The 21,318-nt window shown below is 66.1% G+C and carries 16 protein-coding genes; 1 reads left to right on the plus strand and 15 read right to left on the minus strand.

Annotated features, from left to right (window positions below; genetic code table 11):
• The first annotated feature begins 150 nt into the window (after window positions 1–150).
• Window positions 151–2,385, plus strand: coding sequence for a secretion protein EspK (locus SKC41_RS07825; RefSeq protein WP_330977105.1), 2,235 nt, complete (start codon window positions 151–153; stop codon window positions 2,383–2,385).
• Window positions 2,386–2,455: 70 nt separating this feature from the next.
• On the opposite strand, the gene SKC41_RS07830 is transcribed toward SKC41_RS07825, so the two are convergent.
• The 15 genes from SKC41_RS07830 to SKC41_RS07900 all read right to left on the minus strand — a co-directional run bounded on the left by SKC41_RS07830 (window position 2,456) and on the right by SKC41_RS07900 (window position 21,003).
• Window positions 2,456–3,076 carry a hypothetical protein gene (locus SKC41_RS07830; protein WP_330977106.1) on the minus strand — a complete coding sequence of 207 codons (621 nt, stop codon included), beginning with the start codon at window positions 3,074–3,076 and terminating at the stop codon, window positions 2,456–2,458.
• Between the two features lie 214 nt (window positions 3,077–3,290).
• The gene (eccD, locus tag SKC41_RS07835; protein ID WP_330977107.1) at window positions 3,291–4,859 is read right to left on the minus strand and encodes a type VII secretion integral membrane protein EccD; all 1,569 of its coding nucleotides are present in this window, start codon (window positions 4,857–4,859) and stop codon (window positions 3,291–3,293) included.
• Window positions 4,856–6,796, minus strand: coding sequence for a MinD/ParA family ATP-binding protein (locus tag SKC41_RS07840; RefSeq protein ID WP_330977108.1), 1,941 nt, complete (start codon window positions 6,794–6,796; stop codon window positions 4,856–4,858). Before SKC41_RS07840 ends, eccD begins: the two co-directional genes overlap by 4 nt.
• 106 nt (window positions 6,797–6,902) lie before the next feature.
• Window positions 6,903–7,196, minus strand: a complete 294-nt coding sequence (locus tag SKC41_RS07845; protein WP_330977109.1) for a WXG100 family type VII secretion target — start codon at window positions 7,194–7,196, stop codon at window positions 6,903–6,905.
• A gap of 43 nt (window positions 7,197–7,239) precedes the next feature.
• Entirely contained in the window at window positions 7,240–7,542 is a 303-nt protein-coding gene (locus SKC41_RS07850; protein ID WP_330977110.1) for a WXG100 family type VII secretion target, read from the minus strand.
• A gap of 97 nt (window positions 7,543–7,639) precedes the next feature.
• Window positions 7,640–8,875, minus strand: a complete 1,236-nt coding sequence (locus SKC41_RS07855; protein ID WP_330977111.1) for a PPE family protein — start codon at window positions 8,873–8,875, stop codon at window positions 7,640–7,642.
• 279 nt (window positions 8,876–9,154) lie between these two features.
• A complete protein-coding gene (gene eccCb, locus SKC41_RS07860) occupies window positions 9,155–10,909 on the minus strand; it encodes a type VII secretion protein EccCb (RefSeq protein WP_330977112.1) in 1,755 nt (584 codons plus the stop codon).
• The gene (gene eccCa, locus SKC41_RS07865; protein WP_330977113.1) at window positions 10,906–13,191 is read right to left on the minus strand and encodes a type VII secretion protein EccCa; all 2,286 of its coding nucleotides are present in this window, start codon (window positions 13,189–13,191) and stop codon (window positions 10,906–10,908) included. Before eccCa ends, eccCb begins: the two co-directional genes overlap by 4 nt.
• Window positions 13,191–14,633 (minus strand): type VII secretion protein EccB, encoded by a 1,443-nt coding sequence (gene eccB / locus SKC41_RS07870; RefSeq protein ID WP_330977114.1) that lies wholly within the window; start codon window positions 14,631–14,633, stop codon window positions 13,191–13,193. The genes eccCa and eccB overlap by 1 nt, the downstream gene beginning before the upstream one ends.
• 3 nt (window positions 14,634–14,636) lie before the next feature.
• Window positions 14,637–16,358: a type VII secretion AAA-ATPase EccA gene (gene eccA, locus SKC41_RS07875; protein ID WP_330977115.1), complete on the minus strand. Its 1,722-nt coding sequence runs from the start codon at window positions 16,356–16,358 to the stop codon at window positions 14,637–14,639.
• Entirely contained in the window at window positions 16,355–16,966 is a 612-nt protein-coding gene (locus tag SKC41_RS07880) for a hypothetical protein (protein WP_330977116.1), read from the minus strand. The genes eccA and SKC41_RS07880 overlap by 4 nt, the downstream gene beginning before the upstream one ends.
• 31 nt (window positions 16,967–16,997) lie before the next feature.
• Complete coding sequence (locus SKC41_RS07885; RefSeq protein ID WP_330977117.1) at window positions 16,998–17,876, minus strand: ESX secretion-associated protein EspG; 879 nt, start codon at window positions 17,874–17,876, stop codon at window positions 16,998–17,000.
• A complete protein-coding gene (locus SKC41_RS07890; protein WP_330977118.1) occupies window positions 17,876–18,190 on the minus strand; it encodes an ESX-1 secretion-associated protein in 315 nt (104 codons plus the stop codon). Before SKC41_RS07890 ends, SKC41_RS07885 begins: the two co-directional genes overlap by 1 nt.
• Window positions 18,191–18,262: 72 nt before the next feature.
• Complete coding sequence (locus SKC41_RS07895; protein WP_330977119.1) at window positions 18,263–19,492, minus strand: EspA/EspE family type VII secretion system effector; 1,230 nt, start codon at window positions 19,490–19,492, stop codon at window positions 18,263–18,265.
• A 341-nt stretch (window positions 19,493–19,833) separates the two neighbouring features.
• Window positions 19,834–21,003: an FHA domain-containing protein gene (locus tag SKC41_RS07900; RefSeq protein ID WP_330977120.1), complete on the minus strand. Its 1,170-nt coding sequence runs from the start codon at window positions 21,001–21,003 to the stop codon at window positions 19,834–19,836.
• Window positions 21,004–21,318: the final 315 nt, after the last annotated feature.

Raw genomic sequence — 21,318 nt, forward strand, 5'->3', positions numbered from 1 at the left:
GTCGTCGACGAGCCGGAATTTTGCCGCAGTTAGCCTCTCCCAACCTCGATTACGCTTATTACTCATGATGTCCGGCAACCTGCTAGCCGCTACCGCCCGTGCGGTTGGCGGCACCGATGCAGAGTGTCCCGCCTTGCGGAGGAGTAGCTGATGGGCCTCGCGAAGCCAACGGGGGGATATGCCGAGCAGATGCTCGTTCCGGGCGGCTGGCCCGACGTCGATGAGCAGGCTTACTACGATCGCGCCCAGGAGTACCTGCAGGTGCTGCGGCAGGTCACCGACGTTTTGGAGGCCTGCCAGTCTCAGCGGACCGAACTCTTCGACGCGGAGTCCTGGTCGGGCACCGCGGCCGGCGCCGCCAACGGCCAACTCGGCACACTGATCGACGGATTGGTGACGCTGCAAAACGGTCTTGCCACCGTGATCACCTGGCACAAGTACGTTGCCCAGACGATCGTGCAGGCCAAGTCGGACGTCATCGACAACGTGGTGGAGGCGCATCGGACGATCGCGAGCCTGGAGAAGGATTCCAGCCTGGACGAAGCCGAGCGCACCCAGCAGATCAACACGGTGGTCACCACCACCCTCGGAGCCAATGTCAGCATCGTCGACGGCACCGCCGCGCAGATCATGGTGAGCAAGTCGTGGAAGCCGCCGGCCAACGCGCTACAGGATCTGCTCGACCAGAAAACACCACCCCCGGTCAACATCCCGGACGGTCCCGCCCCGACACCGTCCCCGTTCCCCACCCCGCGACCCACGCCTGTCACCCCGGGCGGTGGTGGGCTCACACCACCCACCCCGGGTGGTGGCGGGCTCACCCCCCCGACTCCGGGTGGTGGCGGGCTCGGTCCGCTGACGCCTCCGCTGGATGGCGGCGGTCTGCAGCCGTCTCCGGGGCCGTCTCCGGTTGGACCGTTGCCAACGCCTGCGCCGGTCGGCCCGGCCGGGCCCGTCGGCCCGCCCGCTCCGCTGGGCCCGGCCGCTCCTGCGGTGCCGTTGAGTCCGGCGGCCGGGTTGCCACAGCCTGGAGCGGGCCCGGCCGGCGGACCCAAGGGCGTGACGCCGGCTTCGGCATCGGGGCCCGGTGTCATGCCGGCATCGGTCGCGCCGGGTGAGGAAGCGGCAGGCGCGCATGCCGGCGCGGGTGGCGTGCCGGCCGGCCCGATGGGTGCCGGCGGAGCCGGTGGAGCGGGCGGATCTGGTGGCAGCGGCGGGCCGGGCGGCAGGTCGGGCGCATCAGCCGCGGAGAAGGCCGCCGACAAATCGGCCAGTTCGCGACCGGCAGCAACCGCCCGGGGTTCGGGCAAGAGCAAGCCTCGAGCGCAACCGATGCATCCCGACCGCGCCGACGTCGGGGAAGCCATCGTGGCGACGGCCGCGGCCATTCCGGTTTCGGCAGCACGCATCGAACGCGACGCACTCGCCGCGGCCGCGACGGCCGACGCGGCCCGTCGTGCCGGGCCCGATCCGCTGCAGTTGGCCCGCCGTATCGGCGCCGCACTCAATGCGCCGGACATGGGCGGTAACGACCTCGGGTTCTTCTGGGTGACCGGAGTGACCGCCGAAGGCGCGATCGTGGTCGCCAACAGTTACGGGCTGGCGTACATCCCCGACGGGGTGGAGTTGCCGGAGAAGGTCTATCTGGCCAGCGCCGACGAGACGATCCCCGCCGGCGAACGGGCGCGCTGGGCAACCTATCCGGTGATGGCGGTGCAGGGCTGGGCGGCCCACCACGAGATGGAGTTGCGGGCGGTCATCGGTACCGAAGAGCAGTTGGCCAACTCCGATGCCGGGGTGGCGACGATTGTTCTGCAACCCGACGACATCCCGGACACCGGCGACATGATCGGCCGGCCCCGGCTGGCGGTCGTGGATTCCGAAGCGGCCGAAAGGCTGGCCGCCACGCCCGACACGCGGTTGGCCGACCTGCTGCCGCCGCCACCGGAGGGGGCCGAGCCGGCGGTGGAGCCACAGCCCGAACCACGGCCCGAATCCGCCGAAGTGGTCGAGCCCGAGGTTGCGGAGGTGCTCGTCACCCCGGGTCCGGGGCGGGTGCGAATGGGCGACTTGCTCGCCCAGATGCCGCTCCCGTCGGCCGATGCCGGTGCGCCGGCCCCGGGTGCACCGTCGGACGATCGCTTCATGCTGTGGTTCGAGGTGATGAAGCCCATGGCCAGCGATGCGAGCGGCCGTCAGGCCGCGCATCTGCAGGCCTTCCAGGCCTACGCCGCGCACGCCGAAGAGGTCCTCCTGAGGGAGGCGCACACCACGATCGACCCGGACGAACAGCGCACCGCGGTTGCCGACTGGATGTACTGGAAGTACATCGGCGAGCTGATCAATGCCGCCTTGGCCGAGGCGCCCGTGCTGGCGCCGGCGTAGCAGGACCGTTAACTGAAAGAACCGGCCCCGCGGCGTCAGCCCGGGCCCGAAAGTTCAAGGGCGGCAGTCGCTAGATCCCGATCTCGGATTGCGTCGTCTCCGGGCGGCCGGCGGCCGGCGCCTCGACGGGAGCACTACCGGAGCCAGGCGTGCCCGATGCGGCGCCTTCGGCATCCTTCGTAGTTGCGTCGACCAATCGCGATTCGCCGGCCGGTGCGTCGTCGGGCTTGGTGGTGTCGTCCTTTTTGGTGTCGTCGGCCAGCTTTGCCGGCGTCGCGCTGCCCATGCCGCTGCCTGCCTGCTGCGCGGTCGACATGACCGTCTGCAGCCCCTGGGAAAGAGGCTGCATCGCCTGACCCATGGCAGCGAACTGGCTGAGGTCGGTCGGCGTCGCCGGGCGCGGCTTCTTGTCGTCTTTCTTGCCGTCTTTGTCGTCGGCCTTCTTGTCGTTTGTCTGGGCGCCCAGCAGTTTGGACGCACTTGCCGGTTGGTCCGTCCCACTGGGTTCGGAACCGGCCAAAAACTGCACCTTGCTGACGTTCTCGCCAAGCCGCTGGTCGGTCTGGGCGTACATGTCGGCTGCCGTGACGATTTTCGAACCCGTATTGGTAAGGGCCGCTTGCGCTTCCGGCAATGCCTTCACCACGGGTGATTCGATGATCGGCAGCGTCTCGTTGATCGCGGCCGACACGGAATCCGTGCCGGGCGCCGTCAGCGGGGGCGGGGCCGCGGGTAGCTGCTGGTCGCGAACGGCGACGCCCGCAGCCTTGAGACGAGCGGGATCAACCACCAGTGGTTCAGTCATCGTTCGGGTCCCTTTACGTGCCGGCTATCAGACAAATTTTACCGAAGAAGCCGCAGGCCAAGTGCAGCAATATTTCCGGCACGCGGCGACCCCGTCCTGCTCAGAATTGGATATTGCGGACAGTGTCGTAGATGCCGGTTATCCACAGCAGCAACGGAAGAATCGCCGCGACCACGGCGCCGTCGAACAATTCCAGCGTCCGCTTCATCACCGGCGTAATACGGCGAATCCCGGTCGCCGCGCCGACCACCGCCAACGCGACCAGGGCCGTCACCAACAGGATGAGCACGAACCAGCGCGCGCTCGTCGGATACCAGATGCTCAACCGAATGGTCACCCCGATGGGGATGGCCACCGTGGCGGCCAGCAACGACCATGCGCACCAGGGCTCGGCGTAGAGCCGAGACCTGAACGCACACATCATCGTGACCAGGCCGGCCACCACCAAGCTGTGCACGAAGAAGTGTCCCCGCACCAGGACCTCGATGACACCGGCAACGAGAACCAGGGTGCCGGCTGTGATGAAACCGATCAGCAGCTGCTTGGCCACCTGGCTGCGTTCGGTCAGCCGGGCGGCCGAATCGGGCACGGACGCGATGATGGCCTGCCAGGTCCGGGTTTCTTTGTCTTCGGGTACCTCTTCGCCGGCAATGGGATCGAGCAATTCCTCGTGTTCCACGGTTTCGCCGGGTGCCGGGATGGGCGGCAGCGCGATGCGTGCGAAGACGACCGTCAACTTGGCCGCGTTCGTCACGGTGAACAATCCCAACACGATCGCCAGTGCCGGAACCCATTGCTTCCAGCCGTATCCGTACGCGAAGGCGGCCGCGGTGAGCGTCAGCGAGGTGACCGCGGCGAACGACGCGAGCTCGGTACGGTGACGGGGGCCGCCACGGGTGATCAGCGTCAAGAACAGAACAGCCGCGGCACCGGCGGCGAGCTGTGGCGGCCCGAACGAACTGGTCATGCCGCGCGGCCGTGGAATGGCCATCGCTACGGCCACCACGATCAGCGGGAACGCGGTCGCGAGCAGGCTCTCCGACAAGTTCGGATTCTTGTAGAACTTGTTGGCGGCCCAGCTGCCGATCAGCACGATCAGCCCCGCACTGCCCAACCCGACCGGCCACCACAGGTGGTGCCCGTTGGCCACCCACGCCACGGCGCCGATTCCGGTCATCGCCATCGTCACGATCGGAATTGCCACCCCGACGAAGCGATTCAATGCCTTTCGGTCGAACTCCGGCGACTCGTCGAGTACCGCGATCGCATCGATGACGTCCTCGACGAGGGGGCGGTACCGCTCGGTGCGACTCACCGAAACCAGCGTCAGCAACGACCCATCGACGACGACCGCGTCATCCAGCGATTGATCGGCCGGCAGCGGCGGGGCGCCCGGGCGGGCAAATGTCCATGCGCCCTGCGCGGCGAAGTCGAAACCGGCGAGGACGTCCGCCGGCGTATCTCCGAGGATTTCCGCCAACACCGCGACGGTGTCGTCGATATAGGTCTCTATCGCCGCCGCAGAGGGCAGCACCACATCAGTCAGCCGGCGGCCCGTCAGGATCGTGACCCGCGTTGTCGCGGGCTTGGCGGGGGCCGTGCCCGCGGCGGCCGGAGCGGCTGCGGCTCCCGCACCGGCAGCAGAATCAGTAGCGGTGGGCGCGCTCAACGACGTTCACTCCTGTCGAAATCGTCGGACAGTGCGGCGGCTAGTTCCAGGATCCTACGCTTGTAGGTGGGGTCGAGAAGGCCTAACTGGATCTCGGTGCCGGCCGCGATGTGCTTGTCCCACGGCAACACGATGACCCGACCCGGCTGGACATACTGCTCGAATTGCCGCGCCAGCTCGGTGACGGCGATATTGGTATCCCCCGGCGACACATGGTTGATCACCACACACGCGCGGGCCAACAAATCCTGGTGTCCGTGATTTCGCAACCAGTCGATCGCGACCGCGGCTTGCCGGGCTGCGTCGATCGACGCGCTGGTCACGATCACCGCTGCCGACGCCGTCGAGAGCACACCGCGGGTGACCGGGTCGAATAGGCCGGCCCCGCAGTCGGCGAGCACCAGGTTGTAGAACTTCGACACCGCCTCAGATGCGTAATGCCAATCCGCCTCGCTGAACGCGCGCCGTGCCGTGCTGTAGTCCTCGCCCGGAAGTACTTCCAGATTCACCGCATTGGCACTGGTGTGCGCGCGGATGTCGTTGTAGTGAGTTAAGTCTTTGTCGGCCAACAAGTCTGCGATAGTGGCGTCGGACTGACGCCCAGCCCGCTCGGCGAGGTTTCCGCAACTCGCGTCGGCATCGAACGCCAGAATGCGGTCACGGCGCACCTGGGCGTAAACCGAACCGAGGGCGACCGTCACGGTCGTCTTGCCGACCCCGCCCTTCAGGCTCAATACCGCGATCTGATACGAACCGCGGGGACTGCGGCGAATGCGATTCCGTAGGTCCAGGTCGTATTTCTCGTCGCGAGACAGGCCCACGTTGATGCGCGTCAGCTTGTGGACCCACCGCCGCCAACCTCGGCGCGAAACCATCCGGGTCTTCGACTTCTTCGCGGGCTTGACGCCGATCTTTGACGTCGCACCTGGCTGATCGGCGACCGAGTACGTCGGGGCCGAATCCGGCTGCACCGCAACGCGTTGCGTAGGCGGCATCTGCGGCGGCGCACCATGGGGCGCCGGCCCGGTCGGGTTGGCGCGCGGGCGGGGCGGCGGACCAGACTTTCCGCGGCGCTGCTCGGCGTTAGGTGCTTGGCCGTGGGGCGGGCCTGCGGTGGGGACGCGTCGGGTCTCGGCGGGATCGCGAGGAGCCTGGCGCGCGCGGCGTGGCGGTGGGGGAGGCGCCCCCGGCGGTTGGGTCGGCGGCGGCTTGGGCCGGGCCGGCGGACGCTGGTCGTTCCGGTCGACGGGCATTGGGGGACGGGAGCTTTCGGGCCGCACCGGTGGTGGTCGGTCCTCCCAGTCGACGGGCATTGGGGGACGGGGGGTTTCGGGTCGCGCGGGTGCTGGTCGGTCCTCCCAGTCGACGGGCATTGGGGGACGGGGGGTTTCGGGTCGCGCGGGTGCTGGCTGGTCCTCCCAGTCGACAGGCATCGGCGGCGGCGCGTGGCCATTGGGCTGTGGTGGGCCGACCGGCTTCGGCGGAGCGCTCAAGTCGAAGCCCGAATTCAGATCGAGGTCGGATTCCGCCTCGGGGAATTCAGTTCCCCCGGGGTGCGCAAAGAGCTCGTCGTAGCTGACCGGCATCGGGGGTCGCTGGGGACCGGGCCGCGCCGGCGGGGGTGGGTGGACCTCGTCGACCGGCATTGGGGGGCGGTGGGTTTCGGGCTCGGCCGCTGCCGACTGCTCGTTCAAGTCCACCGGCATGGGCGGCCGCTGAGGTTCGGGCCGGGCCGACGGTGCCGGGTGGTCCCAGGCGACCGGCATCGGAGGCGGAGCCGGGGCGTCGGGCTTGGCCGTACCCGCCGGTTTGGGTGCTGGCGCAGCGGGGGAATCGACGTCGAAGCCGGCATCGATATCGAAACCCGAATCCGCTGTGTCGTCCGGGATTTCGCCCCCCGCGGGCGGCTGAAAGAGCCGGTCGTAGTCGGCCCCCATGAGAACCTCTCAACAATTCAATTCAGACGCCGAAAACACGAGAAGAGGCGAGTTCTCCCATCCGGTTGAACTCGCCCGATCCCGTGTTTCGACGTTGTTTGCCGTTCTAACCGCCGAACATGCCGCTGACGCCGTGCTCGGTGCTGGCCATTGCCGCACTGGCCTCGGTGATGGTGTGCGACAGCGACTGCAGCGAGTTGTTGAGTTCGTCAGACTTGGTCTGCCAGTCGTGCTGCACGGCCTGGTAGGCCTCCGAACCGGAACCGCCCCAAGCCTCGGCAAGCTTGGCGAGGGACTGCTTTCCTTCGTCGAGCAGACCCTGAACGGTCTGCACTGACGACGCGATGGAGCTGGCACCGGCCTCGATGCCGCTGAAATTCCATGACTGAGCTTCCGACATGATTTGTCTCCGTTTCTTTCTGATGCTGAGGGGTTAGGTGGGCTCAGAAGCCCATGTTGCCGGCGGTCGACTGCAGGTTGGAGGCCTGCTCTTCGTTGGCGCGCTGGTAGTGGACGCCGGCCTGGCTGATCTTCTCGTGAATGTCGGTGAGCGCCTTGATCTGCGCGTTGCCGGCTTCCTGGAAGCGTTGCAGCGCGGACTGGGCCGCCGAGCCGGCCTGGCCGGTCCAGTGGCTGGCGAGTTCGCCGCCGGTGTGCTCTACGCCCTTGATGACGCCCTGAAGCTCGCCACCGATCCGGTCGAAGTTCCCGGCCTCGGCGCTGAGGGTACTGGCATCAGTTTTCATCTCTGCCATGTTGAACTACTTTCTGTGTGCTCTGTCCTCGCCAGGTGATGGCAAGTCTTCCGGCCCGGGCGGCCGGGAAGTCTGTTGTGGTGGATGCTCACCAGTCGTCTCCATCGTCGATGCCGTGTAGCTCGTCGTAGTGGAGGTTGGTGCCTTCTTCCTCTTCGCGCGCAAGCGCAACCGGGGCTGCCATCCCGGCCCTGGAACCAGCGCCGGACTGCGTCCCGGCGCCTGCACCGAGCGGCGCGGCGCCGGTTCCCGCCGACGAGCCGGTGCCGGCGCCGGCAGGCGCGACAACTGCGCCGGGCTTGTCGAGCAACTGGCTCATCATCGACGTGCGGGGTCCGCTCAGGCCGGAGCCCGGAAGCTGCTCCGCGTGCATCAGCCCCATGCCGACGCTCGGGCCCGAGCCGCCCAGCAGCGGATGCGACGACAACGGCGGTGCCCCGATCAGACCCAGCTGCGCGCCACCCTTACCGAGCTCGCCGCCGACTTTGCTGCCACCCGCCGTCAGGTCGCCCAAGGTTGAACTGCCCATGCTGCCGGACTGACCGGCCATTGATGTCAGTTGCTGCAGCGGCTGCATCAGCTGCTGCATGGGTCCGCTCAGCTGCCCCAGCCCGTTCATCAACTGCGAAACCTGGTCCATCCCAGAGGGTGTGGGGGTGTCGTCACCGGCGTCCTTGGCCGCCCGGAGCAGCGTTGAGGATCCCAAGCTTCCGGGTGCGGAGGCATCGTCGGACAGCGTGCTCAGCAGCCCGGCCGTCCCGGCCTGGGCCTCAGCCTCGGCAACGGCATCCATTCCGGGTGCGAGGATCGGCGACATCTCGGGAAGCGGCTCGAAGACGGTGTTGGCGGCGGTCTCGGCGGCATAGATGTCCATCGCGCCGCCGGCCTGGTTCCACATCCGGACGAAATAATCCGCTTCGTTGAATCCGATCGGCATCATGTTGATGCCGAAGAAGTTGGTGGCCGTCAGGACCGTGTGGGTGATGTGGTTCGTCGCGATCTCCGGCAGGGACGGCGTCATTCCCAGCGCTTTTACGTAGGCGGCGGCCTGTGCCGCGGCCTGCATGCCGCGCTTCTGCGCGGCCGCCGCGGCGGTCTGCAACCACATCACCATCCGCGTGGCAGCGGCCGTCGCGCGCTCGCTGCCGGTCCCGGTCCACGCTCCAGACAGCGCGGTCATGCTCGCGGCCAATTCGGCGGCCTCGGCCTCCAGACTGGTGGCCAGTGCCTCCCAACCCGCGGCGGCCTGGAGCATCGGCGAAGGACCCGCGCCGGCCATCAGCCGTGCGGTGTTCAGCTCCGGTGGCATAGCGTGCCACAGCATGCTCGGTCTCCCTTGGTACGAGGTATGTAGTGCGTTAGTTCTCGGGGTCTGCTGTTACGCGAAAGTTTCGCTCGTTCGAACAATGCGGGGGTGGGGCGCATTTTGGTCGGCCCTCCTCGAATCACACGTGAACGAATATCAAATTCTGAGTAAACGAAAACTGTTTTGTCGCAGTGAAAATCCTAATCGCACAATGCAGGCTCCGGCGCGGTTTATCGCGTTTCGGTTCCGGCTCCTGTAACGAGCGTTGGGATAATCCTAACCGCCTGCTCCAGGTGGTCAGTGCACATCTTCTGGAGGGTCGATGTAGGCGGCCTGGATGACGTCCTTACCGTCCGGCGTAACGAAAATTCCCTGGCCAGGGGGCCGGCGCTTGACCTGAAACTCCCTCGAGGGGAAGTCCGCCTTGTCGCCGGACAGCAGCAGCGTCGGCGATCCCGCACCATAGGCGGCGCCGACGAACTTGTCCATGGTCGACTTATACGCGTGGCTCATTTGGCAGGTGACGATGATGTGCAATCCGATATCCGAAGCAGCCGGTAACAATGGGGCCAACGGCATCATTGGAGGCATGCCTCCGGAGGCGCCGACGATCATGTGCCAATCGTCCACCAAAAGCACAAGATCGAATCCTGTCCACCATGACCGTGATCGCAACTGAGTTGCGGTCAGGTCGGACGGCGGTAACCGCTTTTGTAGGTTAACCGCGAGCGCTTTGATGGACTCGTCCAGCGACTGAGCATTGCGGTTGATCGCTCCCGCGGCGAGTAGGTGGCTCTCCGGCACCGCGTCGAGTAGTCCGGACCGGTAGTCGGCCAACATGAAGCGCACTTGGTCCGGACTGTTGCGCGCACAGATGGCTCGGGCAATGGCGTGAGCAATGGTTGTCTTGCCGGACTTGGCCGCACCGAAGATCAGGATGTGGTTCGCCGCGTACAGGTGGGCGTAGGCCGGCGTCAGGTCCGTCTCGCGGATGCCGACCGGAATGGTCCAGCGAGTGCGGTAGTCGGACTCCGGCCCGGGTGGTTCCGGATCGAGTTCGTAGAGATGGATGCGCTCCGGCAGCACCCTGACCCGAGGTGCTTCCTCGGTGGTGTGGGACGCAATGTGGTTCACCGCGACCGTGAGTGCCTCGACCAGGCCGTCGGTGCTGTTCACGCCGTCGAGCCTGGGCGTACCCATCATCAGGTGGTGCTTCTCGACCGACATGCCCCGGCCGGGGCGGTTCGCCGGAATATCCCGGGTGGCGCGGTCCAGCTGGGTGTCGTTGACATCACCGAGCCGGAACTCGATCTTGGTGCCGAGGTAGTCGCGTACCCGCGACTTCAATTCCGTCCACCGCGGCGTGGTGATGATGGTGTGGATGCCGAACGACAGGCCCTGCGCGGCCAGGGTCTGGACGTGCGCCTCCAGGTCGGGGAATTCAGCGACGAAGGCCGGCCACCCGTCGATGACCAGGAAGACATCGCCGAACGGATCGGCGGCCACGGGTTGGCTCGGGTCCGCGCGCAATTCTCGATAGCTCGCGATCGAGCCCACCCGGTGCTCCTTGAAGGTGGCTTCTCGTTGCCGCAGAACGGCTTGCACCTCCGCGATCACGCGCATGACCCGATCGGGTTCCGACCGGGTGGCCACCCCACCGACGTGCGGCAGATTGTCCAGATACATCAACCCGCCACCACCGAGGTCGATGCAGTAGAACTGGACCTGTCGCGGTGTGTGGGTGACGGCCGCAGACAGAATCATGGTCAGCAGCAGCGTGGACTTTCCGGTCTGCGGCGCACCGCCGATGCCGATGTTGCCGCCGCCGCCGGAAACGTCTACGCCCCAAGGTTCTTGGAGGTGCCGACGCGGCTCGTCCATGATTCCCAGCGGGAAGTACAACGGTTTCAGATTGGCGCGCTTGACCAGTTCGTCGACCGCGGTGGGATGGGTCAACGGCGGCAACCACATCTTGTATGCGTGCGACTCGACGGTGCTGAGTTGGTCCAGGATCACCTCGCTCAGCGGTTTCCCTTTCGCCTCGGTGCTCATGCCGGCACTCCCCCGTGAGTGGGAGGCGTGCCCGCATCTTCGAGGTCATCGAGGATCGGAGCCGCGGTGAACGGCCGAATCTGTATACCCCGGGGGCGCGGGCGGGCGCCGTCCACGGTTTCGGCCTCGCCGTTGGTCTCGACGTGCACCGGCGGAACGTAGGTGGCACCGGTGTAGAGCGTGCTGAACTTGACTGGGTCTTCCATGCCGACCCGCAAGAACCCGACACCGCTCTCCTTGTTGGTGATGTACTGCGCCTCGGGCGTGCCGATCACCGACTTGGATTCGTGAGAGCTGGTGGTGCGCAACGCGATCCGGTAGGTGAGGTTGGGCTCCAATTTGTCGATGCGCGCCCCGCCGGTCTGTAGCGACTGGGTGGCGAGCAACAGATGCACCCGTAGCGAACGGCCCACGCGGCAGATCCGGTCGAACAGCGCGACGAAGTCCGGGTGACTTTGCAGCAACTCGGCGAACTCGTCGACGACGACGAAAAGCGTTGGCAGCGGCTTCAGATCGGCGCCGCGCTCCCGGTACTTCTCGTACTCGGCCACGCCGGACAGCGCCCCGGTCGCACCGACCTGGATCCCGGCCTGGCGCAGCAAGTTCTGCCGTCGGTCCAGCTCGCCGGTCAACACCTCACCCATCCGGCCGACGAGCTCGGCTTCCTCGGCCATGTTGGTGATGACCGCCGCCGTATGCGGAAGGTTCTCCATGCCCAGGAATGTCGAACCACCCTTGAAGTCGGTGAGCAACAGGTTCACCTGGTCGGGGTGCGTTATCGATACCAGCGACAGGATGAGGGTGCGCAGGAACTCGGACTTTCCCGACCCGGTGGTCCCGATCAGCATGCCGTGCGGCCCGCCCCCAAATTCGGCACCCTCCTTGATGTCCAGCGTCATGATTTCGCCGGTCTTGAGCTGGTGACCGAACGGGATCTTGAGGCGATCGAGATCCTTGTCGGCGAACATCTTCCAACGCGCCGGCGTGATGTCCTCGACGCACTTCGCGCCCACCAGCTGGTAGAACTCGGTCGCCACCTTCTTCTTGGTGCCACCGGTGCTGGCCTTCTTGTCGATGATGGTGCCGGTGATCGACCACCCGGCCAGCTTTCTGGCGATGCGCGCCGCCTGCGGCGCCGACATGTGGTCGGTGCTGGCCGTCACCTGGCGGAACTGCTGGCCGGGCAGGCGGTCGTCGGCCGTCCCGTCCGCCGCCACCCTGATCCGATAGTTCGAGCCGCGATGGTTGCCCAGCGTGAATACCGTGACGCCGGCCCTGCCGTCGGGCGGGACCCCCGCCTTGCCGCCGGTCAGATCCACGACGACGACGTAGGGTCCGCCCGGCATCGAGTCCGGCGAGTGCGGACCGCGGGCGGCGAGATCGGAGAGGCTTTCCGGGTGGGCGGAGATCATCCGGACCGGCCCGGCCGCATCGGTGTCGGTCGGATGCTGCACGTGCGGAAGCCATTTCAGCCACGACCACTCCGGATCATCCGGCGTTTCGGTGAGCACCCGGATGGCCAGCAGGTCCGGCGGATGGAACACCGCGAGGTGGCAAATCATCGCCGTCAGCAATCCGGCGGCCCCGACCGGGTCGCCCCCGATGGCGATCGTCGGAAATGTCCTCAGCTGCAGCAGTTTTGGGCAATCATGGATCAGACCGTGGCTGCGCAGGAACTTGACCGCCCACATGTTGGCGACCGGCTCCAAATACGGCTGAGGTGCTGCGGTCGGACCCGCCAGCTCGCCGCCGACCGACGGCTTCATCAGCCGGTCGACCGCCGGCTGGTCACCGATCCCGATGCGGGTGGCAGCGTAGAAGTCGGCGCTGGCGGGGCGCGACCACTGCCGGGGTGTGCCGATGATCGACAGCAGATCGTCGGGGTGGGGTGCGTGATAGCTGAAGAAGGCGACCTGCGCGGTGGCCGACGACGTCACCCGGGGGCGAAGTCCGGCCAGATACCGTAGGTATTCCTTGCGGTCGGCGTTGATCTCGGGGACCTTCTTGCCACCGCCGCCTCCGCCGGCGCCCACCATGCTCAACGACATCATGATCATCATCAGCGGCGTCATCATCATGTACGGAGACAGCGCCTTGGTGCCGGTGAACACCATGATGCCGATCATGCCGAGCATGCACACGCCCATCACATAGGGCATGACCCGCTGGACAAAGCTGGGTGGGACGTCGACACCGAGGTCTTCAGGCGGTACGACCGCGATCTCGCCCGGCGTCAAGCGGGGGCCGCGGGTGACCGATGGGGTGAACTTTCGTGTCGACATCAACCAGCTCCGGGCGCTGCGGGTAACTTTCGAGGGCTCGGGTCGGCGGGCAGCGTGTCGTGCTCGAGCAGGGCAGCTTCTTTAGACAGCACCGGACCGTCGACCAGTAAACGGATGATCTCCCAAGGCGCGGGCTTTGGCGACTGCAGGCCCAGCGAGGCGGCCGCCTTCGGGTCGGATATCCCGTACCGCACGCCTTGCGGGTCGACGTAATACAACGATTCGCCGTACCGGGGATCCGGGGACTGCAGCTGCAGATACTTGCCCCCGTCGATGTAAACCGTTGCCGGGCCCTGGATCTGCTTGATGCCCTGACCCATCATCGATGTCGGAACCGGCAGATGCCGACCGGTCACCACCGCCGTCCGGGGATTCTGCTCGCCGGGCTTGCGTTCCCACGTCCAGCACAGCACCGGTTCGTTAGGCCGGTTGACGATCTTGATCGATTGGTCGGGCAGCGGTGAGTTGTAGACGCGCTCGGGGATCCTGACCACCAGACTCGAAACCACCGACGGCGGCTCGACCAGACCGTGCGACTGGACCGCGCGCAGCGCCACCGCGGTGTTGGCGTTGATGGGTGCTACGCCGTCGGGCAACACCACGAAATATTGCGGCCCCGATTGCGCATGGATCTGGAACACCGACCCGATCACCAGAAAGTCTGGCAGCCCAAGGGTATTGGGGGCACCGTCTTCCGGGATCGGGGTCAGCTGCCAGGATCCACCGTCGGGCAGCGCGTTGAACACGGCGGTGGACAGTGGGCTGGGCTTGGCGTTCACGGGTATGCCCACCGCCGAGGTGAGGGTGCGGTCGGCCAGGTCGGTGGCGTGCCGGCCGGTCGACGTGATGATCCAGTCCTTGCCCTGGTAATAGGCCAGCAGCGCCTCGTTGGGCTGCAGCGCATCCACCGAGGAGTCCAGCGACAGCGGCATTGAGATCACCGACGTCTGGACGGTCGGATTGATGGTCTCGGCCTTGGTGACGGTGTCGCACAGTGCCCACACCGACGCAGAGTCCGCCGCCACCGGCGTGGCATAAGGAGCGCCGGGGATGCCGACCGTCTGGCCCCTGGGGAACTTGCTCAGCTCAGCGGATTTCACGACGGTGGGCTCGGCGGGATTGCCCAGCACCAGGCGTGCCGATGTCAGGTTGTAGACGGGGTGCAACTGCCCGGACACCATCAGGTAGAGCTGGTTGGTGGAGCGGTCGACGAACAAATTGCCGCCGCCGAGCTTGCCCTGTGGCTTGAAATACGCCATCGCCAGGGCGCCCACCAGGATCACCACCGAGATGACGATGCCCAGCGCCGCCGCCCGCCCGTAGAAGGACAACGGGTCGTCGAACATCCGGGTGTCCCGGCGAACGATGGCATGCTCCAACCGCCGGAGCAAGAAGCGCCAACCACTGACCTGGACCTTGGTGGTGAGCCGAATTCCCGCCATGCGCTACTCGGTAACGGCCAGCCGCGCGTGGACCGCTGCCACCGCTTCGGCCATGTCTTCACCGTTGATCTCACGCAGGAAGTCCGCGTCGAGCTCCTCGAAGTCGACCGCTTGAGTCAGGCGCATATCACGATATTGCTCCGCGGCCTCCACCATTTGCCGTGCATAGCGTCCGTTGCCGGCGACGTCCAGCGCGGCTTTGCCGCGTACCGTCCGCTGGCTCAGCAGCTTCGCAGCCTCCAACAGGTTTTCGGCCGCTTCCACGCTGAGCTCCGAGTCGTTGTTCTTTGCAATGACTTTCGCGATTTCGAGAATCTCCTCGGGGGAGTAGGAGTCGAATTCGATACGGGTGGCGAACCGTGACCGCAGTCCTTCGTTGGTCTCCAGAAGTCTATCGATGTCATTGCTGTAGCCGGCAATAATCACCACGAGACGGTCTCGGTCGTTTTCCATCCGGGCCAGCAGCGTGTCGAGCGCCTCTTGGCCGAACGGGTCGGACCGACCCTCGCGCTCCTGAACGAGCGTGTAGGCCTCGTCGATGAACAGCACACCGCCCAGGGCGCGGTCGATCGTCTTCGCGGACTTGACCGCGGACTGTCCTTCGTATTCGGCCACGAAATCCTTACGGGCCGTCTCGATGAGTTTCGGTTCCTGGATGACGCCCAAACCCGCCAGGATGTTGGCCACCACGCGCGCAATGGTCGTCTTGCCGGTGCCCGGCGGCCCGGTGAAGATCATGTGCTTGCTCGCCTGCGCGACCTTCATGCCGCGCGCGGCACGAACTTTGGCCATCTGGGTCGCGGCGCGGTAGCGCTCGACCTGATCCTTGACGCGAGTCAGCCCGATCTGCCGGCGTAGCTCCGTCTCCGCCTCGGCGAGCAGCTTTTCCCGCCCCGAGGTGTCGGCCACGACGCTGCCCGCATCCCACGGGTCTGTGCGGGCGGCGATCTGCTCGGCGCTGGTGGTCGCCAGGCGGTAAGACGGATCCTTGAGGGCCGCAGTCACTTTGGGGCTCGGGTGGGTCGTCTGCAGCCACTCCAGCAGGGCCACCGCGGCTTCTTCGTTGCCCTGGCCGCGGCGGGTCATTGCCAGATACCAGGCAATGGCCTGCGCGCACGCCTCGCCCGCGGGTGAGGAATTCGCCTCGGTCAGGCGGCGCTCGGCTTCGGTGAACAAACCGAGATTGGCGGCCGCGACCCCATGTGCGACGCCGGCGGCAGCAGCCAGAAATGTGTCGGGCCACTTGCCGGCGGCCCGGACTTCGTCGATGACCTCGGTCCAGCGCTGCCCTTCCCCGTAGACCACCGCCTTGGTCCACGACAACAGGTGTTCGGCACCGGAGGTCGGGCTGGCTTCGACGGCTTCCAGGGCATCCGCGTAGTTGCCCGCCATTGCTTCGTTCACCGCGAAACCGATCGTGATCGCCAACGGCGAATTGACCGGATACGTGATGTCGCCGTAGAGGCCGCCGATCGGAACGCGGGCGCCCAGGGCGCTCATCGAGACCTGGGCAGACCCCGACAGCTGCCCGAAGTGCTTGCGCGAGTACCAGGCGCGGAACAAGGTCACCCGATCGTTGTCGCCGCACCGGATGCGGCCGACCCATGCGTCACACGCGGTCTCGTCGTAGTTCGTGATCTCGGTGAACAGATCAAGCGCCCGCGACTCCGAGACCGGCAGCATGCCGACCGCGCTTTCGAACAGGCCGGCCAGATGCTCGCTCATTTATCGGCGGTGTAGCGCACGGCGAAGACTTCGGCCTGTGCCGTCTCAGCCTGTTCCTCCGTCGGCAACCGCATGCCGGTATCCACGAAGTCACGCAGCAGCTGGGTGCTGTCCAACCCCATGTCGTTGAGTTGTTGCAGCCCTGCGTTCTCGGCGGCACTGTCCATGACGTAGGTGCGCTGGCCGGCCAGCCCCTTTTGCCGGGCCAACTCGGCCAGCACGACGATCTCGTCGGCGAGCTCGTCCTCGGTCAGGTTCGTCGCGGTCGGCGACAGCGTGACCCGCTGAGTGCGGCCGTCGATGAGCGCCGACACCGACACCGTCTCGGGAGGATTGGTGACGGTGAACTGCTGGGCGCCGTCCTCTTCGTCCTCTTCGTCGTCGGAGGCCTCGGTTGTCGCGGCGATGGCCTCCAGCTCGGTGTCGGCCTCTTCGGGCTCGGTCGGCGCGTAGGCGTCCAAGGCGTCGACGGCGGACTCCACGTCGCTGTTGTCGGCGGCGGAGAAGTCCAGGGCATCCCCGTGATCGTGGCCGTCGTCGTCGGATCCGGACTGGTAGGAGGAGAAGTCCAAGGCGGAGAGATCGTCGTGCTCATCATGCTGGGACATGGGATCCATCTTTCATTGGTAGCGGCAGAAATCAGCCTCGGTACGAGGCGTGAGTGTGGTCGGAGTGCGCGGCTTCTTCATCTGGATTGTGATCGAGCCAGGCGCGCGCGGGGAGGAATTCCAGCAGTCCGTCTAGTGTCCGTTGCAGATTTTCCTGGGAACCAGGCAGAAAACTTCCGTACAGCTCGCCGTGGACGCGGCGGGGCAGCGACACCAGTCGTCCCAGCGATGAGTCGAGAACGCCGGCAGCGACCTCGGTGTGCGTGCAGGTGCCGCCGGAGTGGCGCTCGCTGGCGATGATCTCCACCCAGCTGTCCGGGTTGCCGACGATCTCGGCGTAGACGCGGGCGGTGGCCGGCGCGATGCCGAGGTTGGCCAGGTGTGCCGCGGTGGTGCATTCGGCCAGTTCGCTTGCCACGCCGGTCAGCGGTTCGACGTTGGCCGGCGTCGCCGGGCCCAGCACGGCGGTCACCATGCCCGCCAGACCCACTTGCGCCGCCACCAGTTGCAGCGCGATCAGCTCGCCGTGCCGAGCGGCGATGACATGACGATCGCCCTTGCGGCACACCGCGAAACGCACCATCACGCCGTCGCCCATGTCGCGGCGCCACCACCGGCCTTCCAGGGTCCGATCGGGCCTGCTGAGCGTGTCGATGATGGCCGCCACGGTCGGGTGGGGCTGGCCCAGTTCGTTCAGCACCCCTTGCTCGGTGAGGTCCTTCTCCACCTGGTCCCAGACAAGTTTGCGCAAATCGTCTTGCGGGATGTTGTGCCGGATCCCAAGCGCCGTCGGGAATTCGATCAGCTGCAGCCGGTCGGCGATCACCAGCATGCCGTCGATGGTCACCTCGACGCCGACTACGTCGTCAACAAGGCCGGCGCGGCCGGCGGCAAGGGGACCGGACGACATTATTTGTCGAGCAGTTGCTTGTTGAGGTTGCCGGCCAACTCGCTGTCAACGCCCTCGTACGCTTTCTTGGCTGAGCGCAGCTTGGCGGCGAGCAGCAGGCTGGCGTTTCCGAGGGCTTCGCCCGCCTTTTTGCGGATGCCCTCGATGGTGTCAAAGCCCCCATCGGAGCATCCGCTGATGACGCCGTGCGTGAGCCAGCAGTTGCTTCCGGTGCCGTTCAGGGCGTCGGCCCCCGCTTGGGCGTCCTTCTGTGCGGCTTCCTGTTTGGTCGCCAGCGTCTCGAGGATCGCTGGTGATACGAGTAGATTCGCCATTGGTCGGTCTCCTTAACGTTCGATTTTTGCGCTATGGCGTTGGCCCGCTGCGCTTTTGACGCGCGAGTGCTACTAAAGGACGCGTTCGCGGCCGGCTGCTGCCGGTGCGGCGGCCGGTGCCGCAGGTGCCGCGGCATCGACGGGTGCACGCTCGGTGCCACCGTCTTTACCGGCGGCGGCGCCCGCTTCTGCGTCCCTCTTGGCGTCTTCTTCCTTCTTCTTGTCCTCGTCGTCCTTGACGTCGCTGACGTCCTGAGCCGCGGCCGGGGCGGCGGCAGCCGCGGGCGCGGCGCCCTTGGCGGACTGGGCCAGCGACTGGATTTGTTGCATGCCCTGGCCGAGCGTCTGCCCGAACTGGTTGAGCCCCTGCGATGCCTGCCCGATCTGAGCCAGGCTGGGCGGGGTGAACGCCGCCGGGGCGGGAGTCGTCTTGTCGCCCTTGGCCGGGGTGTCCGTCTTGGAATCCGACGTCTTCGCGGCGGCGGCCTTGTCACTCGAGGACTGCAGCAGCGCCTTCTGCTCCGGCGAAACTTTGTCGCCCGCCTCGGCGGCCAACTTGTTAATCGACTTCCCGGAGGACGCGAACGAGTAGTCCGTCAGGCCGTCGGAAACGGCACGGAAGCCGGACAGCTTCGACGAGGTCTCCGCCGCGATCTCGCCCTTGATCTGGTCGAAGTTGCCCGCGAGCTTGTCGGTAACGTCCTTGCCGAGCTGGACGTAGCTCTGGCCCAATGTCGTGAGTTTGTTGGCAATGCCCATCGAACTCGACAGGGTGAGCATCTCGACGACGAAGACCGCCGCACAACACGCGAACGCGGCGACGATTTGCCACGCCTGCGATACTGCGGCGCCGACGACGGGGATCAGGTACAAGGCAAGGGCAATACCCGCCGCGGCGGTCAGCACGGCCACGTTGACGGTGCAGCACAGGTGCGCCTGTTTGACCGAAGCGGCCTGCTCACCCAAGTAGCCCTTCAGGGTCTTGTCGTACTCCTCCATCGTTGTCGTGTAGCCCTTTAGCAGGTTTACCTGAGCGATGTATGCAGTCGCGGCGGTACCGCTCCAGTCGCGCGGATCCGGAATGGCACCAGGGTCCAGATCTTTCAGGAAGAGGTCGAATTTGTCCTTGGCTGTGGATACGGCGGACCCTGAGTTGGGGCTTCCAAATCCGTTGAGCAAGTCCACGATAGTGACGCCTAACGCGGCAAAATCGACGATGGCCGTCGGCGTCGGCAGTGCCTTTGTTCCGCTCGCCTTAATCGCATCTATTAGGGCTTTGTTCTGCTTGGCCGCATAGATCATCCCCTTACCGAGGATGGTGGCAGCGCTCGCACCGAGGTTCGCCCAGTCACCGGTCGAGGCAGCAGTAACGCCGCTTCCAAAACTCTTTACACACGTCGCTAAATCCGTTGCCCCGTTAAGCCAAGACACCTCGGTGTTTCCCTTCGTGCTCGCGTATCCTGTGCACCGATCCTGTGCACGGTAGAACGAGCCTAACAGCGCTCAGAGCGGGTCCAGTGCACGAATTTTTCGGCTAGGCAACAGCTTCCACCACCCGGCGTTCGGCCGCCACGGTAAACATTGCGGCAAGGTTGCCGAAAGGCGAACAATCAGAATTGGCGCTGCCGGGGGACCCGCCGAAATCAGTTGATGTGGTCTATCAGAGTTTCGATCGCGGCCGTTACATGCGCGGGTAAAGGCTCCTCGTCCTCCGCGCGCACAATCATTTCTTCGTCGACGCCGGCGGCTTGTGCAAGTTCCAGCGCCGAGAGGTTTGCCCGGCGCCGGGCCGCGTACAAGCGTTGCGCCAGCGGGGCATCCGGGGCGTTGGCCCCGAGCGTCATCAATTCGTCGCGGTGCCGGCGAACCGCACTCAGCGCCTTTATCAATTCCGGGGTAATTTGGCTGATCCGGGTGGCCCGGACGGCGATCGCCTCGAGCTGCCGCAGATCGGCGAGGATGGGCGCCGAGCGCTCGGTGAACTCGGGGTCCTCGGCCGGCGGCAACGCGGAGATGGCCAGACTGCAGCCGTCCACGGCGGCGACGACCGCCTGAGCGATCAGCGACGCCGCGCCGTGAGTCTCGGGGTTGTCGGCCGTCGCCGGACCGTCGACCGGCACGGCTTGAGCGGCGGTGTCATCCGCCGCGACGGGTTCCCCATGGCGGATCCGATCGATGGTTCCGGCAGGCCACTGCAGGACTTCCTCGAGCTTCGCGCGGGTCCGTTCGCGCGGCCAACTGCGGCCCTTTTCGAAGGCAATCAGCGCGCCGGCGTTGATGATCCCGTCCGACGCGAGGCTGCGCTGGCTGATGTCGAGTTCTCGACGGCGGGCGGCGGCAGCGGCTCCGGCGCGAACGACGCCCGGATCCAGATCGATTGGCGCGATGTTGTCCCCCTGCTCATCGGAATCGTCAACCTCCTGTGGGTCAACGGATTTCGGCGGCCTGACGACTTCAAACGTCAGGGCTTTCCCCGCGGTGGGGTCCCCGAACCGGACGATCGTCTTGTCGGTGATCGTCACGGAGGTCGTGCGTAGTCCGTCGACGAACATGCCGCTCGGGCTGCTGTCGACGATGCGCCACTGTCCATTGGCGGCTTCGGCCCGCAAGTGCTCCTGCGAGATCTGGGGATCATCGATCTGCACGCCGGCCTGAGGTTCGCGGCCGATGGTCACCACGCCGCGGCCGGGCTCGATCGCGTGCGATGTGTCGCCGCTGTGCACCACCAGCAGAGCTGGGCGGGCAGTTGAGGCGGCGCTGGACATCGTCGGTGATTCCTCGCTCACTTTGCGTGGCGGCGGGTGGTCCGCCATCAGGAGTCTAACTGATGCACCCGTCAAATTCTATCGCACCGCTACAGTTCAGCGTCAAGTTGTTACGGAACGGGCCTGTACACGGCGCCTGGGAGTAACCCCGGCGTAACCGCATCACCGCTACAGTTTGAGTCTTGGCCCGGCCGAGCTCGGCCACGCGGGCCCCGCTTTTAGGCGTATCACCTGGTCTGCTTCACCATTGGGGCACCGTTTCGCCGCCGTTCTCCGCCAGTTCAGCCAGGTGAAGCCTGCGGCGCGTGAGATGTGGACCGAAGCGCCTGCGTACCGGCCCGAACGGAAACTAAAGCACCAAAC

Origin of the sequence: Mycobacterium sp. 050128 (assembly GCF_036409155.1) — a bacterium.
Classification (GTDB): Bacteria; Actinomycetota; Actinomycetes; order Mycobacteriales; family Mycobacteriaceae; genus Mycobacterium.

Excerpts from the sequence above, each read along its gene's own strand:
- SKC41_RS07825 (WP_330977105.1), top strand. The coding sequence starts at position 151 with ATGGGCCTCGCGAAGCCAACGGGGGGATATGCCGAGCAGATGCTCGTT.
- SKC41_RS07840 (WP_330977108.1), bottom strand. The coding sequence starts at position 6,796 with ATGGGGGCCGACTACGACCGGCTCTTTCAGCCGCCCGCGGGGGGCGAA.
- SKC41_RS07845 (WP_330977109.1), bottom strand. The coding sequence starts at position 7,196 with ATGTCGGAAGCTCAGTCATGGAATTTCAGCGGCATCGAGGCCGGTGCC.
- SKC41_RS07850 (WP_330977110.1), bottom strand. The coding sequence starts at position 7,542 with ATGAAAACTGATGCCAGTACCCTCAGCGCCGAGGCCGGGAACTTCGAC.
- SKC41_RS07855 (WP_330977111.1), bottom strand. The coding sequence starts at position 8,875 with ATGCTGTGGCACGCTATGCCACCGGAGCTGAACACCGCACGGCTGATG.
- eccCb (WP_330977112.1), bottom strand. The coding sequence starts at position 10,909 with ATGAGCACCGAGGCGAAAGGGAAACCGCTGAGCGAGGTGATCCTGGAC.
- eccCa (WP_330977113.1), bottom strand. The coding sequence starts at position 13,191 with ATGTCGACACGAAAGTTCACCCCATCGGTCACCCGCGGCCCCCGCTTG.
- eccB (WP_330977114.1), bottom strand. The coding sequence starts at position 14,633 with ATGGCGGGAATTCGGCTCACCACCAAGGTCCAGGTCAGTGGTTGGCGC.
- eccA (WP_330977115.1), bottom strand. The coding sequence starts at position 16,358 with ATGAGCGAGCATCTGGCCGGCCTGTTCGAAAGCGCGGTCGGCATGCTG.
- SKC41_RS07880 (WP_330977116.1), bottom strand. The coding sequence starts at position 16,966 with ATGTCCCAGCATGATGAGCACGACGATCTCTCCGCCTTGGACTTCTCC.
- SKC41_RS07885 (WP_330977117.1), bottom strand. The coding sequence starts at position 17,876 with ATGTCGTCCGGTCCCCTTGCCGCCGGCCGCGCCGGCCTTGTTGACGAC.
- SKC41_RS07890 (WP_330977118.1), bottom strand. The coding sequence starts at position 18,190 with ATGGCGAATCTACTCGTATCACCAGCGATCCTCGAGACGCTGGCGACC.
- SKC41_RS07895 (WP_330977119.1), bottom strand. The coding sequence starts at position 19,492 with ATGATCTATGCGGCCAAGCAGAACAAAGCCCTAATAGATGCGATTAAG.
- SKC41_RS07900 (WP_330977120.1), bottom strand. The coding sequence starts at position 21,003 with ATGGCGGACCACCCGCCGCCACGCAAAGTGAGCGAGGAATCACCGACG.